A 15,992-nucleotide genomic window follows, 5' to 3' on the forward strand; every position below is an offset into this window, starting at 1 on the left:
CCGGCACACCGCAGGGAACTTTACAGGTCCTTGACGCGTCTCTAACAGGTTGGCTGTGAGCACCTCGGCGCACCCTCCGTTGCCGGTCTCCGGCAACGAAGCCTGGCTCAGTCGGAGGTCACCGCGAGCAGGCGCTCCAGCAGGTGCGCGGCGGTGATCACGCCGAGCAGGCGGGTGCCGGAGACGTCCTTCTCCACCACAGCCACCAGAGGACTGCGTACCTGTGCCATCTGCGCGGCGATCTCCAGCGCCGTGTCGTCGGGCGCGGCCACCACCGGGGCGGGAGTCTTCTTCGACAGGCAGTCGCGCACCTTGCGGCCGGCCAGCGCCTCGCAGAGCCGGTCGGCGTGGCGCTCGTCGACCACCGCTGCCAGGGTCGGGTCCTCGATGACGTACTCCGGAACCAGGATCTTGACCATCTGGGAGGCGGGCAGGATCGCCTTCGGCGTGCCGCTGCCGTCCACCACCAGCAGGGCGGGCAGCCGGTGCTCGGCCATCAGCCGCGCGGCGTCCAGGGCATCGCTGTCGAGACCGACCGTCTCGTACTCCACCGCCAAGTCACGCGCTCGCACAACCGGCTCCTGTCCCCGTCGTACTGTCCTTCGGGCGGCTGTCCCCGCGGGACCGACCACCCGTACGGGCACCATACCGCCGGGCCGTCGGCAGAGCGCTGTCCGGCGGGGACTCGTCCTCACGTGGGCGTCACGGCTGCTCCGGGTGTCCGGCGGCGTGCCGTCCTCGCAGCTGGGCGAGCAGCATGCGGGGGTCGGCGGCGCGGGTGATGGCGGCCTCGACGGCGGCCACGCGGTCGGCGAGGAGGCCGAGGGCGGCGACGGCGCGCACGAGCTGGCCCTCCCCGGGGCCGCCGAGGGTCTGCGTGCGGACGTATGCCGCCTTCAGTTCCGCCCAGCGCCGTTCCTGGGCCGGGGTGAGTGTGCCGCGTAGTTCGGCCAGTTTCAGCAGGTTGGCCTCGGCGCCGCCGGTCAGTGTCTGGGCCTCGGCGGTGAAGTGGTCGTCGATGACCGCGGCGACCTCGTCGTCGTTCATGACCGGCCGTACGCGCTGGGCGATCTTGTTCATGGTGCGGTACGAACCCTGGAGCCGGAACGGCGGCTCGGTGCGGGTGGCGTCGGACTGTGCCGCGGAGACGATGTACGCGGCGTTCACCGCGAGGACCGTCTCGCGCACCCGCAGCAGGTGCCCGATCACGGCCAGGATCTGCTCCACCTCGGCGGCCCCGTAGGGGTGGGTCAGCCGGTCCGCGTGTGCCGTGGGGTCGCCCTCGGCGAGGCGGACGAAGAGATCCAGGTCGGCCCGGTCGCGTCCGGCGAGCGGGGCGAGCACCGGGTTCGAGGTGAGCGCGTTCTCCAGGAAGCTGTACGCGAAGGCGTCCTCCTTGCCGGTGAGGACGTCGCCCAGGTTCCATACGTCGGCGCGGTTCGCGAGCATGTCGGGCACCTGGAAGCGGACCCCGGACTCCGTGTACGGGTTGCCGGCCATGCAGACCGCGAAGCGCTTGCCGCGCAGGTCGTAGGTGCGCGGTGCGCCGTCCCATACGCCGTCGATGCGGCGGGTGGCGTCGCAGAGCGGGATGAACTTCTGCAGTAGCTCCGGCGAGGTGTGCTGGATGTCGTCCAGGTAGAGGAGTGTGTTGTTGCCGGCCGCGAGCGCGAAGTTGATCTTCTCGATCTCCTGACGGGCGGTGGCGTTCGGGGCCTCGGCCGGGTCGAGCGAGGTGACGCCGCGGCCCAGGGCCGGGCCGCTGACCTTCACCAGCATCAGGCCGAGCCGGTCGGCGACGTACTCGATCAGCGTCGTCTTGCCGTAGCCGGGCGGGGAGAGAAGCAGCAGCAGTCCGCCGGTGTCGGTGCGCTTGGTCTCGCCGACCGTGCCGAGCTGCTTGGCGAGGCTGTCGCCGACCAGCGGCAGATACACCTCGTCCACGAGGTGGCCCCGTACGAAGGAGGCCAGGGAGCGCGGGCGGTGGTCGTCCAGCCGCAGCCGGGCGCGCTCGGCCGCCACGAGGTCGGTCCGCCGGCGCTGGTGGGCGCGGAAGGCCGGGACGTCCTGGTCGGCGAAACGCCGGGTGCGGGCCAGAAACTCGTCCACGCGCAGGGGCAGTCGGCGGTCCGTGATGCGCGGGTGGGTGCCGAGCAGCCCCTCGACGACCGTGCCCGGTACCGCCTCCGACAGGTGGCGGGGCAGGCCGGGGCAGAGCTCGGCGGCCACGGCCTCGGCCAGGTCGCCCGGAGTGGCGTCCCGCCCGGTCGCGGAGACGTACGCGGACAGCCACGCCTCGGCGAGCTGGCGGCGCGCGGCCAGATCGTCCACGGCGGCCAGGTCCTCGTGGAAGGCCGAGCCGTCCACCGTGCGGCGGAACTCCTCCAGCAGGCTGCGGGTGGCCGCGGCGAGGACGAAGCCGTCGGGGCCGGTCGTCAGTTCCTCGAAGAGGTACGCGGCAGCGGCCCGGTCATGCTCCCCGCCGATGGCGTCCGCCAGCTCCCGCTCAAGGTCGGCGATCGCGGGCGCGAGGCCGAAGGTGTCCCGGGCGCGGGCCAGGGACACCGCGCGGCGGGTCCACGCGGTGCGCTGGTCCTCGGTGGTGCCGTGGGTCCAGAACAGCTGCGCGGCGGCCCGCGCCGCGGGCTCGTGCCGCAGCAGGCCCGCCCTCTCATACAGGGGCAGCAGGGCGGTGAGGATCAGCGTCGCGTCGTGGTCGTGGACTCCCCGCTCGTAGCCCTCGTCGTACGCCTCCTGCGCCGCCGCGCTCACGAGCGCGGGCAGGTCGTCGGCGTCCGCGAGGGCGGCGGCACCGTGCTCGCGCAGGAGTCGGGCGGCGAGTTGTTCGGCGCGGTACACCCGCGGCGACTCGGACGGCAGGTGCCAGTCCGCGTACGCGCGGGCATCGGCGAAGGAGGGGTCGGTGACCGGAGAGCGGTAGTCGGTGCCGGTCAGGACGAAGGCGAGGCCGTCGCCGTGCGGCACGAGGGTGAGGTCGAGGGGCTGGGTGGTGACGGCGAAGCGGTGGGTGCCCAGGCGAATCGTGCGGCCGTCGTCGCCGTACAGGTCGGTGCGGTCGCGCAGCGCGCGGGCCGCCTCCTGGCGGGCGGCCTTCAGCCGGCCGTCCAGTTCCTCCGCCCGGACGCTGTCGCCGAGTTCGCGCAGCTGGTCGGCGGTCCGGCGGACCTTGACGGCCATGGGGTCGGAGGCGAAGTACGTGCTGACCGCGTCGGCGTCCGGAAGCGTCGCAGCGCGCCGGGCGATCGCCTCCAGAACGCGACCGGCTGCGTCCGCGAGCTGCTCGGCGCGCCGTGCCCGTGCATCGAGGAGGTTCTGCTTGCGCGCGGAGAACGCCTCGTACACCTCCGTGCGGCGGCCGGAGAGCTCGCCCAGGAAGTCCTCGAACTCGACGAAGCGGGACTCCAGTTCCTCCAGCCGGGTCAGCACGAACGCCAGCTGCTCGTCGCACTCCTCCGGTGTGCCGGCGGCGGCGAGCGCCCCGGTGATGTGCTGCCCGAGCAGCGCGAACTCGGCGGCGAACTCGGCGCGCCCCTCGCTGCCGCGCAGGGTGCGGCGCCGGGCGTCGAGGAGCGCGCGGGCCCGGTTGACGGCGCCGAGCACCTCGGCGGTGCGGGCGAGGACCGAGGTGCGCACGGTGGCGTCGGCGATGCCGAGGCCGGAGACGACCTCGGTGACCGTGCGCAGCTGGTCGGCCAGGTCGTTGATCCGGGTCTCCAAAGGCGCGGCCTGGACCAGTGCGGTGATCGACTCGGCTTCGGTGACCAGCTGCTGAAGAGCCTGGTGGTGGCGGGCGAAGGCGTCCTCGCGGTCCAGGAAGGCGACGGCGCGCTGTCCGAAGGCGGTGAGATCTGCGTCCGCTTGGGCGGCGAGGGCGTCGATCCGGGCCGTGTCGGCGTACCGCAGGTCCTTGAGGGTGAGCAGGTGTCCTTGGGCACGGCGGAGCTCGGTCAGCCCGCTCACCCAGGCGGACGCGTCGCGCGGGGTCTCACCGCGCAGCCGCCGTACCACCCCCGCGAGCCCTTCGGCGGCCTCGTCTACCGCGTTGGCCGCGCCCCGCGTCAGCGCCCGGACGTTCTCGAACTCGGCCAGCACCTGCTCGGCCGTCTCCCGCACCGCCTCCAGCGGGGTGCGCAGGTCGCCGAGGTCGGCTCCCCCCAGCCAGTGGTGGGTGTCCGCCGCACGGACGCAGGACGTGACGAGAGCCGCGTACATCTCGCTCGTCGGGGCCATCTCCGCCACCGAACGGGCCAGCGACAGGCAGTCGGCGATACCCCGGACGAGGTCGGCGTTGCCCACGCGGGCCAGCGCGCCCTCGCCCACGGGGCGAGCGGCGGCGTAGGTGTCGGAGACATAGGGAGAGGTCCACAGCTGGAGCGGGTGCACACGCGCCGGCTCGTCGCCGTCCGCCCGCAGCACCACCAGGATGCCGTCGTCGAACCGCGCCCAGCCCGAGCAGGACAGCGGGGCGGCGAGCTCCTTGCGGATGGTGTTGTACGACAGCAGCAGGCAGCGTCCCTCGGCGCGGGACCGGAAGGCGTACAGCACGTCCTCGCCGTACGGCGAGCGCAGCTCGGCCTCGAACTCCAGCCCGCCGGTGTCGAGGTCGAAGGTCTTGTGCGTCCCCGTGGCGAGGCAGTAGCCGCCGGGGAAGACGATGCCCTGGTCGTCGGGCAGCCGACGGCACGCCTGCCCGATGCCGTCGAGCCGGACGACGGCCCTGGTGAGGGTGTTGAAGACGAAGTAGCGCTCGGTGTCCTCCTTGTAGGGCAGGATCCGCAGCACGATCAGGGCACCCACGCGCGCGTGGGACACCTCCGCGTCGGCCAGGGACTGCAGCGGCTCGTCCACCGGCTCGTCGTACAGCTCGGTGTACGGCTCGTCGTCGCCGGTGTCCGCGGCCACCGTCAGCCTGCCGCCGACGGTCGACACGAGGACCTCGCCCTGGACGCGCACGTAGGGGCGGGGCCCGAGGACGTGGTCCTCACGGGTGGCCTCGGTCCAGGCGAAGTCGTGCGAGGGCGGGAACACGTCGTCGCGTTCACCGCGCGCGTCGAGGAACGTGACCTGCCCGTCCGCGCCGAGCGCCCAGCGCAGGACCCGGATGTCCTCGGCCTTATCACCGGTCTGGAAGACGGCCAGCAGCCGGTCGCCGACGCGGCGAAGCCTGAGGAGGCGGGTCTGCCGGTAGTAGCGGTGCAGGGCGGTGAACTCCCGCACGAAGTCCGGGTCGTCGAGCAGGCCGGGTACGGTCTTCTCCGGCAGCGCGTTCAGGTCGCGGTCGTGGAGGGTGAGGACGTCACCGACGGAGAACTCGGTCCGCAGGCCCGCAGCGTCGCTGCTGCCGAAGATCAGCCGGTCGCCGACGGACACCAGGTCGCGCAGGACGGCCGCACGCTCCGTGCGCAGGCGCTCGGTGCCGCTCAGTTCCAGCCGGACGGATCCGAACTCCTCGGTGCGGCGGGCGTTGAGTGTCTCGGCGCGGCGGGCGAGTTCGGCGGCCTGTGCGGTGAGCCGGTCGCGCAGCACCTCGTACGTACCGGTGTCAACCGCGTCGTACGAGCCCGTCTCCAGGACGGTTGCCATGGATCGTGCGTCCTTCCCTCGGGCGTGGTGCCGGAGCTGCCGTCCCCTGTGCGGCAACTCCGGCACCACGGGTCATCAGGCTCGGGCCGTGCCGTTGAGCGCGGTGAGCGGGGTGTCGGCGAGGCCCAGCTCGCCCGCCTTGTCCAGCAGTTGCTTCAGCTGCCCGGCGTTCGGGCCGCCGCTGTTCATCAGCTTCATCAGCACGGCGGACACGGTCAGGTTCTGCACGTCGGCCGTGGAGACCGAGCCGAGGATCCGGCCGAGGTCATCGGTGAAGCTCGACGTGCCGTCCAGCCAGGGCCCCGCCAGCGCCTGCGCGGTCTCGGAGTGCTGGACGAAGCCGTCCACGCCCTTGCCGAGCGCGATCGCCCCGACCAGCTTGTCGAAGAAGACCGACTCGCCGCCGACGATGTCGATGTCGGCGTTCTCCAGACCGGTGGCCAGCACCGTGGCCTGCGCCTCGGCGATCTGCCGCTGCGTTTCCAGGGAAGCCAGCCGGATGTCCTTCTCCGCCTGGATCCGCAGCCGGTACTCCTCGTGCCCGCGGGACGCCTCGTCCAGGGCGGCCATGGCAGCGGCCTTCTCGGTGAGACCGGCGGCCTCCGCCTTGAGCTTCTCCCCGATGGCCTCCGCCTCGGCGAGGGCCTTCGCTCGCACGCCCTCGGCTTCGGCCCGCAGGCGCGCCTGGGTTGCCTCGGCCTCGGCGCGGCCGGCCTTCTCGATGACCTCGGCCTCCTTGTCGCGGACCCGCACGGCGGCCAGCCCCTCGGCGGCGGACTCCGCCTGGACGCCCTCGGCGAGCCGCAGCTTGGCCTGCGCATCGAGGTCGGCGCTCTTCAACCGGGCTTCGGCGAGAGTAAGTTCCTCAGCGGCGCGGTGTACGGCGGCCTGCTCGGCGGCCTCCGCGGCCTTGATGTCCTTGACGAGCTTCTCCTGCGCCTCGGCCTCCGCGGCGATGACCACGGCCTGCCGCTGCCGCTCGGCCTCCTCGACCGCGCGCAGCTTCTTGATGGCCTCCTCCTGCTCGGCGACCGTGCGGTCCACGGCAACCCGCTCGCGGATGACCTCGGCGATCTCCCGCTTCTCCGCCTCGACCTCCTTCTCGGCGGCGATCTTCGTCAGTTGTGTCTCCCGCTCCCGCGCGATGGCCTCCAGCTGCCGGTCCTTCTCGATCCGCTCGTTCTCGACGGCGATGACCCGCTCGCGGTTCTTCGCGGCGACGGCAACCTCACGGGCCTGGTTCTCCCGCTGCACGCCGAGCTGCTCCTCCGTGCGCAGGAAGGCGGACTGGGCGCGCAGCCGCTCCTCCTCCACCACCCGCGCGGTCTCGGCCTCCTCACGGGCCCGGGAGGTCTCGATCTCCCGCCGCTGCTTGATCTCGGCATCCGCCTGCCGGCGCTCCAGCTCCAGGATCGCTTCGCGGGCGTCGACGTTCTGCCGGGTGATCTCCTTCTCCTCGGTGCGCTGGAACTCGTTGGTGCGCACGTGCTCGATCGCCGTCAGCTCGGTGATCTTCCGGATGCCCTGGGCGTCCAGGACATTGGCCGGGTCCAGCTGGGTGAGCGGCGTCTGCTCCAGATAGTCGATCGCCGCGTCCTCCAGGTGGTAGCCGTTGAGGTCGACACCGATCAACTCGATAATCTTGTAGCGGAGTTCCTCACGCTGGGTGTAGAGGTCCGTGAAGTCCATCTGCTTGCCGACGGTCTTCAGCGCCTCGGAGAACTTAGCGTGGAACAGCTCCTGCAGGGTCCGCTGGTCGCTGGCCCGCTGGGTGCCGACGGCCTGGGCCACCTTGATGACGTCCTCGACGGTCTTGTTGACCTTGACGAAGAACGAGATCCGGATATCGGCGCGGATGTTGTCCTTGCAGATCAGCCCTTCCTTGCCGGCCCGGGTGATCTCGATGGTCTTCACCGAGATGTCCATCACCTCGGCCTTGTGCAGCACCGGCAGCACGACCTGACCGGTGAAGGTCACATCGACCTTGCGCATCTTGGAGACGATCAGCGCCTTGCCCTGCTCCACCTTGCGGAACAGCCGGGAGACGACGAACAGCACGGCGACGAGGAGCAACAGGAAGGCGGCGGTGAGCACGCCGATGACAGACATGGCATACGTCCTTGAGGCGTAAGGAAGGTGAGTGAGGGAAGACCACGCCCCTGCGGGGCGGCAGGAGTGGCTCAGCCGGCGCTACCGCGCGCCCTGGGCCCGGCGGCGGGTCCGGGTTCATCGGGGAACAGACGGTGCAGCGGCCGGACGAACCGGCATGTCAGACGCCAGGCCCCGAACCACCCCGCGACCTGCGCGAGCGGGCGCAGGACTGCCGACATGGTCCCGGAGGGCGCGAGGACGCCCAGCAGCGCGGCCGAGCCGACGCCGAGGAGGCAGGCGAGCACCGTCAGCAGGGACAGCGCAACGGCGACCGGTACACCGCCCATCCCCCAGGACCTGAGATCGGCGTCCGCGTCGAAGCTGCCCACCGACGCGACGCCGACGGCGACCAGCAGCCAGAAGCACACAACGACCAAGAGGGCGGCGGTCACCAGCATCCCGGGAAGGCCGGTGGCGGCCTCCACGAACATCCGCATCCTTCGGCCCCCTTCCGGTCCGTCCGCCTGTATGGCACACCAGGGCGCCGCACAGCCGGACGGCCGGGGCTCCCCCGCGCTCATGCTGCCCGACCGACGCCGGCCCCCGCATTGCCGGTGCCCGGCAGTGTTCATTAGGGTCTGTATGCCGGTGACCGCTAAGAACCCGTCACCGAGGCATCAAAGTTCGGGGGGCCGGGTTGACGGAACGGGACAAGCCGGAGCGCTACCTCGACGGCTACACACGCATCCTGACCGAGGTCTCGGCCACCGGACGACGGCTCACCCGCGAGGAGATCGAGTCCCGGCGCGCGCTGGGCGAACAGGCCGCCGACGCCGGACACGGCCTGCGTGCCCTCATCAGCGCTCACCTTTCCGCGACCCGCGCCGCCTGGCCGCAGCCCCCCGGCTCGGCGGACAGCGCTCTGGCGGCCGTACAGCAGGCGATAGACGCCTTTGCGGAGGGGTTCGAACGGGCCCAGCGTCAGGCCGTGCGCCAGGAGGAGGCAGCACGCCGGGAGTTCATCGACGACCTCCTCTACGGCCGCAGCGACCTCGGCCGCCTCGCCGAACGCGCCGAACGCTTCGGACTGCGGCTGTCCCACGCGCACGCCGTGGCCGTCGCCGAGGGACCGGCCGCCTACAGCGAGGGCGGCGTCGTGCCCCGGCAGGTCGAGCACGCCCTGCTTGCCCGCTTCGGCAACCGCAACGTGCTGCTCACCACCAAGGACGGCCGGCTGCTGTGCATCGCTCCCGGCCACGAGGATCAGGTGCTGCCCTACTTCGCCAAGCAGGCGCACGCCGCGACCGACGGCGGCAGGGTCGCCATCGGCCGGCCGCAGCCCGGCCCTGGCGGCGTCGTCCAGTCGTACGAGGAGGCCCTGAACGCCCTGGAGCTGGCCGAGCGCCTCGGCCTCGACGACCCGGTCCTGCACGCCACCGACCTGCTCGTCTACCCCGTCCTGACCAGGGACCGCCAGGCCATGGCCGATCTGGTGCTCAACACGCTCGGTCCCCTGACCACCGCGCGAGGGGGCGCCGGGCCCCTGCTGGACACGCTGACGGCCTACTTCGACAGCGGCTGCGTCGCCGCGGAGGCAGCCCGCCGGCTGTCGTTGAGCGTGCGGGCGATGACCTACCGCCTGGAGCGCATCCACCAGCTCACCGGCGCCAACCCCGCCGATCCGGGCCACCGCTACATGCTCCAGACAGCGGTCATCGGCGCTCGCCTCCTGGACTGGCCCGACAAGGATCTGTGAGGAAACGCCACGCCGCGTGGCGGCCGGCGACGATGTCCGCCATTGCCGGGACCGGCACGACAGCGTCACAAGCGGCGGCTGCCAATCGGCGAGCCGTGGGTGAGCGAGCGAAACAGGGACCCCGGGTCAGTCACGATCGCGCACAGGCGAGCGTGATCACCCCGGTGGCCAGCACGACCGCGCCGAGAAACAGAATCGGGGCACCGGGGCCGGGCAAGACGTAGAGGACGGCCCCTGCCGCGGCCAGCAGTCCGCCCACGACCATCAGAACGACGCCGCTACGCCGAGCCGACACCGGATGTGGCTCATCGGGCATTTCCACACACCTCCGGGGCGACGACAGACCAGACGTGTACGGAGCTCGGCACGCCGGATGCTCACCTGTGAGCGCGGGCGCCCCCACCGCCGGCCAGGAGGAACAAGAGGCCCGCGAGCACGGAGAATCCGACGCCGAAGGCAATGCCGACCGTAATCGTGTCATATGAGGCGTTGACCAGACGCGGCAGGCCGTTGGCCAGAGCAGCTCCGTAGAGGAACAGCAGACCGCAAGCACGCAATCGCAGACCGCCGCTGCGCTCGCGCATCCACGGCGGAACCCATCCGCTCAGCATCGCGATCGCCGGCGGCAGCAGGAGCACGCTGGAGACCGCGAGAGCGACCCAGTGGTACAGCGGGTTCCCGTGCATGAAGCCATCCCTCTCCTGGTTCCCCCGCACGGCGCGGGTCCCCGTGCAGGGCCGACCATACGACCACGCAGCCGCGGCGCCCCATGCCGGACTCCGGCAATTCTGAATGCGCTTTTCTGCACACCACGCGAAAGAAGGGCCGTGCGTCGCACAGGACCCCGCGGCTTGGACGGCATCCGTACTCCCGGCGCGCTGTAGCGTCTTCTTGAGGCCGAGTGAGAGGGAGCACGCAGCATGCCGCAGCCCGACGAGACCGCGGACCGTCAAGCCAAGCAAGGGCTCATCCTGGACTTCGCCGGGGTGCTGACTGCCAATCCGCTCGCCGTGCACCGCGCCTGGTGCGAGTCGGAAGGGCTTCCCCCAGAAGCGTGGCGCGCCACCCTCAACGACGACCCTGAAGGCCGACGGCTTTACACGGCACTGGAGATCGGTGAGATCGGCCAGGAAGAGTGGAACAAGCGCACCGCAGCCCTTCTCGGTGCGCATGTCGCGCCGGACAACCTGATGGGACGCGCCTGGGCCGCGGTGCCCCCGGCTCGGCGCATGGCCGCGCTCGCCCGAGCTGCCAAGGGCGCGGGGTACCGTCTCGCCCTCCTGTCGAACAGCTTCGGCACGGATCCCTTCAACCCGTACGAACAAGCAGGAATTTGGGACCTATTCGATGTGCACGTCATCTCCGAGCAGGTCCGCATCGCAAAGCCCGACCCTGCCATCTATGAGCTGACGTTGGAGCGTCTCGGGCTTCCTGCTCAGGCGTGCGTGTTCGTCGATGACCACCCTCGGAATCTGCCACCGGCCGAGGCCCTGGGCATCACGACCGTCCTCGCGGCGGATGAAGCCGCAACGGTGGCCAAGCTTGAGGCATTGCTCGGAGTGAGCGCCGCGCTTTCCGTCTAGCGGCGACTTCCAGCCAACTCACTGTGCCGACGGTGCCCATGGGTGTTGCCGGTCGTAAAGCAGTGGGTACGGTCCGTGCCTGGCCGGTCGGGGAGGAGTTGCTGCCATGCAGTGGTCCGAGTACAGCACCGCTGAACGGCTCAAGACGCTGCGCGGTGCCATGACGCAGGAGCAGTTGGCGGAAGCAGCCAACGTCTCCGTGGGTGTCGTGCGGAAGCTGGAACGCGGCGGCACCGCTTCCCTTCCTTCGCTTCTGTCCATCGCCTCCGCACTCGGGACTGACATCGCCGTGCTCCTCGGCCAGCAAGCGCCCCGCCGCTCCATGGACCGCGACGAGCGGGCAGCGCTGCGCATGCTGTCCGCAGTCACGCACGATGCCGCCATCGGCATCCCCACCGGCACCGAGCCGGGCACCGTCGAAGAACTCCGTGGTGTCGTTCGGCGCGCTGACGCGGCCTACTGGGCGGGCCGCTACACCGAACTCGGTGCGCTTCTAGGCGCCTTGCTGCCCGAAGCCCGGGCCCGATACGACGCGGCGGACACCGACGAGCGGGAGGCCGCGGCCGGCGTCCTGGCTGATGTCTTCCAGACTGCCGGTATGGCCGCGAACGTGTGGGGTTCACGGGACCTGGCCTATGCGGCGCTCACCTACGGTCGGCAGATCGCCGTCCAGGCCGGCGACGATCTGCGGGATGCCCACCTGGCCGCTACCACAGCGTGGGTGAATCTCCGCGATGGGCGGACCGCGCAGGGCTTCGCGCTCGCCGCGGCCCAGGCCGACCGGATCGAGCCGAAGATGTCCGAGCACGATCCGGACCGGCTGTCGGTGTACGGGCAGCTCGTCACGAACGCTGCCGTGGCCGCGTCCCGGGGTGGCGCCGCGCCGGACACCGCGCGGGAGTACCTCTCGCAGGCGCACGCAGTCGGCGCCCGCCTCGGGGCGGAGCATCCTCGGGGTCGGCATGCCCAACCATTCGGGCCGCTCTACGCCGCCACGCAGGCGATGAGTATCGCCGTCGCCCTCGGCGACACCGGCGGTGCGCTCCGGCTCATGGACACGATCCGGCTGGACGACACGGTGCCCCTCGCCACTCGGGCCAGGTACGGCCTGGACGTGGCGTTGACACACGTGGAGTGCCGTCGGTGGGATCAGGCTGCCGACACCCTGGAAAAGGTCTGCGGCATGGCGCCGGGGTGGGTACGGCACCAAATGCTGCCCGGAGTGATCATTTCTCGCCTCGCCGGCGTGTCCGTCGCGCGGCTCCGCGGGCTCGCCCACGCAGCCGGTGTGCCCCTCGCCGTCCGCTGACTGCCCGCCGCCACGTCCCGTATCAGCCCCGGAAGCCGCCATCAGGCCCACTGCCACGCTCCATGGCAGTCCTGCCGCAGGACGACAGCGCAGCAGCACGGAACATGGCAGCCCAGCGCCACACGACTTGCTGGCGCCGCCACGAGCCGTGCCTGTCCCGCGCACAGGAACGACAGCACGCTGAGCGCATGCCGAAATCCCCATCCGGCGGCATCGGGCACGTGCCGGTCGCCGTCTACTCCTGTGCGGCCGAGTCGGCCGCTATCCGCGAGGCCGAGCGGCGTGCACGCCATTACGCTGACGCCCGGCACTGGCATGTGGCCGGCACCTGGTCCGATGACGACCCGAGCACGCCCTTGGACGCCCGCCCGGCTTGGGCGGCCGTCACGAGCGCACTGTCCTCCGGTCTGATCCGCGGCATCGTCGTCGCCGGAATCACCCACCTCGCCGAAGATGCCGGTCAGTTCGCTGCGCTCGGCGTCCTCATCCGTGGCCGGGGCGGCTTCCTCGCCGAGGCGACGTCACCGCCGGCCCGCCAGACGCCGGCGCAGCACGAACGCCGCCGCATCCTCCTCGAAGCCTCCTCGGGCTGGTGGCTGTGGGGCGACCTCGTGCCGGGAGCCGCCTCGTGACCCGGGCACGGGCGGAGGTCGGTGACCTGGTCGAGGACGCAAACGGACGTCATGCCATCGTCACCGACATCAGGCAGGGCACCGACTGGGTCCTGCGTCCGGAGTCGGGCAGCCCCACGACTGAGTGGGAGACGGACGAGCCCGGCACCCTCGACGTCATCGAGACGCGCGCAGACCGCCTGAGCCGAGAGAAGACCACCTGATGCGCAGCCGCCACAAGCCCCGTGGCGGGGCCGTTGATTCCGTCGAGCGGTTCTGCGTCGGCGTGTGGTTCACCGGCCACCTCGCTGCCGCAGTCACGCTCGGCACGCTGATTACCAACGACCATCAGGACCTCGCCACCAGCCAGCGGCCGACGGTCAGCCAACCGGACGCCAGCCCGGACGAGGCCGACCGCGCGTTCTAGCCCCCCTGCGCTTCGCTGCCAGCTCAGCCGCTGGTCGGGCGCTGACGGCTCACAGCTCATCACCAGATCACTTCCCCAGACCACGCCCGGAAGGCGGACCCGCCGTGTACGCATTCGGCATCTGCATCGACCGGCACTACCTCACCCCCGGCCTCGCCACGATCACTTCCCTGGCGGACAGCCTCAGCCCCCGCGCCCGCAAGGCGGCAGCGCTGCGCTTCCTCACCTTCGACCTCGGAGCGCCCCAGGTGCAGCTCCTGGCCCACCTCGCCAAACGGGTCGGCTTCGGCTCCTTTGCCCTGGCCCGCCGCTCCCCGCTGCGCTCCGCGCGGATGGCGGACACCTCGTACATCACGGTCACCACCTATCTGCGCTTCGAGTTCGCTCCTGAGTTCGTCCGCCGCCCGTACCTGATCTACGTGGACGCCGACGTCCTGGTCCGCGGCGACCTGACCGCCCCGCTCGACGCTCTCCGCCCCGGCGAGGTCGGCGCCGTACGCGACGAGTTCAACCCGGCAGTCGGCCGCTGCCCGGCCCTACCGGGCGCCGCGGAACGCTGGCCGCGTCTGAGGGACCGCCCCTACTACAACGCCGGTCTCCTGTGGGCTCACACCGCCGATCTGCCACGTATCCGCCACGGTGTCGAGCAGGCCCTGGCCAGACACCGGCAGCACATCCTCCACAACGACCAGGACGCCCTGAACCTGTGGCTCCTCCACGCCGGCCGCGTGCGGGCGGTCGACGCCGCTTACAACCGGTTCGAGGTGGGCCGGTACCTCGAACGCGGCAACTGGGTGCGCCGCGTCGTCACCCGACCCCTACGGCCGGACCCGGCCGCTCGCCTGATCCACTTCGTGGGCCCGGAGAAGCCCTGGCACGCGGCGTGTCCCGGTACGGAGGACGTGCGGGAGTACCGCACTCTTCTGAGGCGGACCCTGCGACACGTCCGCGCGCTGGGCGCTGCCCATCCCGAGCCGGTGGGGCTTCGATGACCACGCCGCCCGCGATGGTCTCCCGCGCATGCAGCACCCTGCTCGGAACACCCGCCCGGACTGCGGAGCGCCTGTCGACAGGCTCGCGGACGGCCGTGTTCCGGGCCGACCTCCGCGACGGCCGAGGCGTGGTCGTCAAGCTGTACGACCACACCGCCCGTCGCAACGCGCTGACCGAGGCCGCCGCCATCCGCGCGGCCGGCGGCGCTGTGCCTGTGCCCCAGGTGCTCGGCAGCGGCACCATCTCCAGCGAGGGGGCCACCGCGCTCATCACCTGTGACCTCGGCGGTCTCACGCTGGGTGCCGCCGTTCGCTCCGGCCGCATTCCGCATGTCCGAGCCCTCAAGGACCTCGGCGGCCTCCTCGCACGCCTGCACCGAGCACCGGTCGAGCATGCAGTTCCCCGTCGCCCGTTCTTCGAGTCGGTCTCCTCCCTGGCCCGCCACTGCCCACCCGACCTGCTGAACCGGATCGGCCCCGCTCTCGCCGTCATCGCCGACACGCCTGACAGAGCACCCAGCGTGTGGTGCCACGGCGACATCCACTTTGACAACGTCGTCCTCTCCGGCACGCACGGCACGCGCTACCTGGTCGACTTCACCGATGCCGCGCCCGGCCGGCGGGAGGCAGACGTCGCCCACGCCCTCGTCATGACCGCGACCCACACACCGTGGGACCGCCGCACGCTGCTCGACGCCTACCGGCACCCCCTGGACGACTCACGGCTGTCGGCCTGGGTCGTCATTCACACCATCCGCTGCTGGGTCCATGCCTCGCCCGGTACAAGCCGCTCCCTGTGGTCGGAGCGCCTGGCCGACCTGGCCCGCCAGACACCCCACCTCTTCCGCACGGCCCGAAGCGAAAGGACAGCCCGATGACCAGCCCCGGACTGACCGTGGTCATCCCAGCCCACAACGAAGCGGCATACCTGCCCCGTTACCTCCCCACCGTCCTCGCCTCCCTCGAACGGTGGCAGCAGACAACGGGTGAGAAGGGAGAGGTAATCGTGGTGGACAACGCCTCCACCGACGCCACCGCCGACATGGCCGCCTCCTTCGGCGTCCGAGTGATCAGCGAGACCGTCCGCAACATCGGCCGAGTACGCAACACCGGCGCGGCTGCCGCCGAAGGAAGCAGGCTGTTCTTCACGGACGCCGACGTCGCCCTGCCCATGGAGGCGATCACCGCCGCGGTCACCGCCATGGACAACGGCGCCGCCGGCGGTGCCATCCCGCCCCTCTACACACCCAAGCGGCTCGGCGCACGACTGCTCTGCGCCTACTGGGACCACTACCGCACCAACCACGGCGGCGCACAGGGCGTCGCCCAGTTCGCCACCGCAGCGGCCTTCCACGCGGTCGGTGGATACCGCGACGACCTGTTCATGAGCGAGGACGTCGAGTTCTTCCACCGCCTCACGGCACACGGCCGCAGCAAGAACGCACCTGTCGTGATCCTCGACGAGCTGCGCGTACGCCCGTCCACCCGCCGCTACGACCAGTGGTCCAGCCTCCGGATGCTGTGGTGGCAGAACCCCGTCACCGCCCGGCTGCGGCTCAACTCCCCACGCATGTGGCGCCACTGGTACCAGACCACCGTCCGATGACCCCGGAGCCCGC

The 15,992-nt window shown here is 71.2% G+C and carries 15 protein-coding genes; 9 read left to right on the forward strand and 6 right to left on the reverse strand.

The genetic code is table 11. The annotated features are described in order from the left end of the window. Window positions 1-107: 107 nt before the first annotated feature. The 4 genes from ACZ4U1_RS38675 to ACZ4U1_RS38690 all read right to left on the reverse strand — a co-directional run bounded on the left by ACZ4U1_RS38675 (window position 108) and on the right by ACZ4U1_RS38690 (window position 8,192). Window positions 108-572, reverse strand: coding sequence for a CBS domain-containing protein (locus tag ACZ4U1_RS38675; RefSeq protein WP_467908857.1), 465 nt, complete (start codon window positions 570-572; stop codon window positions 108-110). A gap of 130 nt (window positions 573-702) precedes the next feature. Further along, the gene (locus ACZ4U1_RS38680) at window positions 703-5,604 is read right to left on the reverse strand and encodes a DNA repair ATPase (protein WP_467908858.1); all 4,902 of its coding nucleotides are present in this window, start codon (window positions 5,602-5,604) and stop codon (window positions 703-705) included. Between the two features lie 75 nt (window positions 5,605-5,679). After that, a complete protein-coding gene (locus ACZ4U1_RS38685) occupies window positions 5,680-7,713 on the reverse strand; it encodes an SPFH domain-containing protein (protein ID WP_467908859.1) in 2,034 nt (677 codons plus the stop codon). A gap of 71 nt (window positions 7,714-7,784) precedes the next feature. Then, the gene (locus ACZ4U1_RS38690; RefSeq protein WP_467908860.1) at window positions 7,785-8,192 is read right to left on the reverse strand and encodes a hypothetical protein; all 408 of its coding nucleotides are present in this window, start codon (window positions 8,190-8,192) and stop codon (window positions 7,785-7,787) included. Window positions 8,193-8,392: 200 nt separating this feature from the next. Here ACZ4U1_RS38690 and ACZ4U1_RS38695 point away from each other — a divergent pair, with 200 nt between their 5' ends. Further along, complete coding sequence (locus tag ACZ4U1_RS38695; RefSeq protein WP_467908861.1) at window positions 8,393-9,451, forward strand: PucR family transcriptional regulator; 1,059 nt, start codon at window positions 8,393-8,395, stop codon at window positions 9,449-9,451. Between the two features lie 130 nt (window positions 9,452-9,581). Here the strand turns inward: ACZ4U1_RS38695 and ACZ4U1_RS38700 are convergent, their stop codons facing one another. Continuing rightward, window positions 9,582-9,767 carry a hypothetical protein gene (locus ACZ4U1_RS38700; protein ID WP_467908862.1) on the reverse strand — a complete coding sequence of 62 codons (186 nt, stop codon included), beginning with the start codon at window positions 9,765-9,767 and terminating at the stop codon, window positions 9,582-9,584. Between the two features lie 61 nt (window positions 9,768-9,828). Further along, window positions 9,829-10,137, reverse strand: coding sequence for a hypothetical protein (locus ACZ4U1_RS38705; protein ID WP_467908863.1), 309 nt, complete (start codon window positions 10,135-10,137; stop codon window positions 9,829-9,831). 234 nt (window positions 10,138-10,371) lie between these two features. Between ACZ4U1_RS38705 and ACZ4U1_RS38710 the strand changes: the two genes are divergently transcribed. From ACZ4U1_RS38710 to ACZ4U1_RS38745, 8 genes are all read left to right on the forward strand, one after another. Then, the gene (locus ACZ4U1_RS38710; RefSeq protein WP_467908864.1) at window positions 10,372-11,034 is read left to right on the forward strand and encodes an HAD-IA family hydrolase; all 663 of its coding nucleotides are present in this window, start codon (window positions 10,372-10,374) and stop codon (window positions 11,032-11,034) included. A 106-nt stretch (window positions 11,035-11,140) separates the two neighbouring features. After that, window positions 11,141-12,343, forward strand: a complete 1,203-nt coding sequence (locus tag ACZ4U1_RS38715; protein ID WP_467908865.1) for a helix-turn-helix domain-containing protein — start codon at window positions 11,141-11,143, stop codon at window positions 12,341-12,343. 188 nt (window positions 12,344-12,531) lie between these two features. Continuing rightward, window positions 12,532-12,975 carry a recombinase family protein gene (locus tag ACZ4U1_RS38720; RefSeq protein WP_467908866.1) on the forward strand — a complete coding sequence of 148 codons (444 nt, stop codon included), beginning with the start codon at window positions 12,532-12,534 and terminating at the stop codon, window positions 12,973-12,975. Then, complete coding sequence (locus ACZ4U1_RS38725) at window positions 12,972-13,178, forward strand: hypothetical protein (RefSeq protein WP_388327487.1); 207 nt, start codon at window positions 12,972-12,974, stop codon at window positions 13,176-13,178. Before ACZ4U1_RS38720 ends, ACZ4U1_RS38725 begins: the two co-directional genes overlap by 4 nt. Beyond that, window positions 13,178-13,381: a hypothetical protein gene (locus ACZ4U1_RS38730; protein WP_201826416.1), complete on the forward strand. Its 204-nt coding sequence runs from the start codon at window positions 13,178-13,180 to the stop codon at window positions 13,379-13,381. The genes ACZ4U1_RS38725 and ACZ4U1_RS38730 overlap by 1 nt, the downstream gene beginning before the upstream one ends. A 104-nt stretch (window positions 13,382-13,485) precedes the next feature. Continuing rightward, window positions 13,486-14,373, forward strand: coding sequence for a glycosyltransferase family 8 protein (locus tag ACZ4U1_RS38735; protein ID WP_467908867.1), 888 nt, complete (start codon window positions 13,486-13,488; stop codon window positions 14,371-14,373). Continuing rightward, entirely contained in the window at window positions 14,370-15,251 is an 882-nt protein-coding gene (locus tag ACZ4U1_RS38740; RefSeq protein ID WP_467908868.1) for a phosphotransferase family protein, read from the forward strand. The genes ACZ4U1_RS38735 and ACZ4U1_RS38740 overlap by 4 nt, the downstream gene beginning before the upstream one ends. After that, a complete protein-coding gene (locus tag ACZ4U1_RS38745) occupies window positions 15,248-15,979 on the forward strand; it encodes a glycosyltransferase (protein ID WP_467908869.1) in 732 nt (243 codons plus the stop codon). Before ACZ4U1_RS38740 ends, ACZ4U1_RS38745 begins: the two co-directional genes overlap by 4 nt. Window positions 15,980-15,992 lie beyond the last annotated feature (13 nt).

This window comes from Streptomyces sp. NPDC028928 (genome assembly GCF_055564915.1).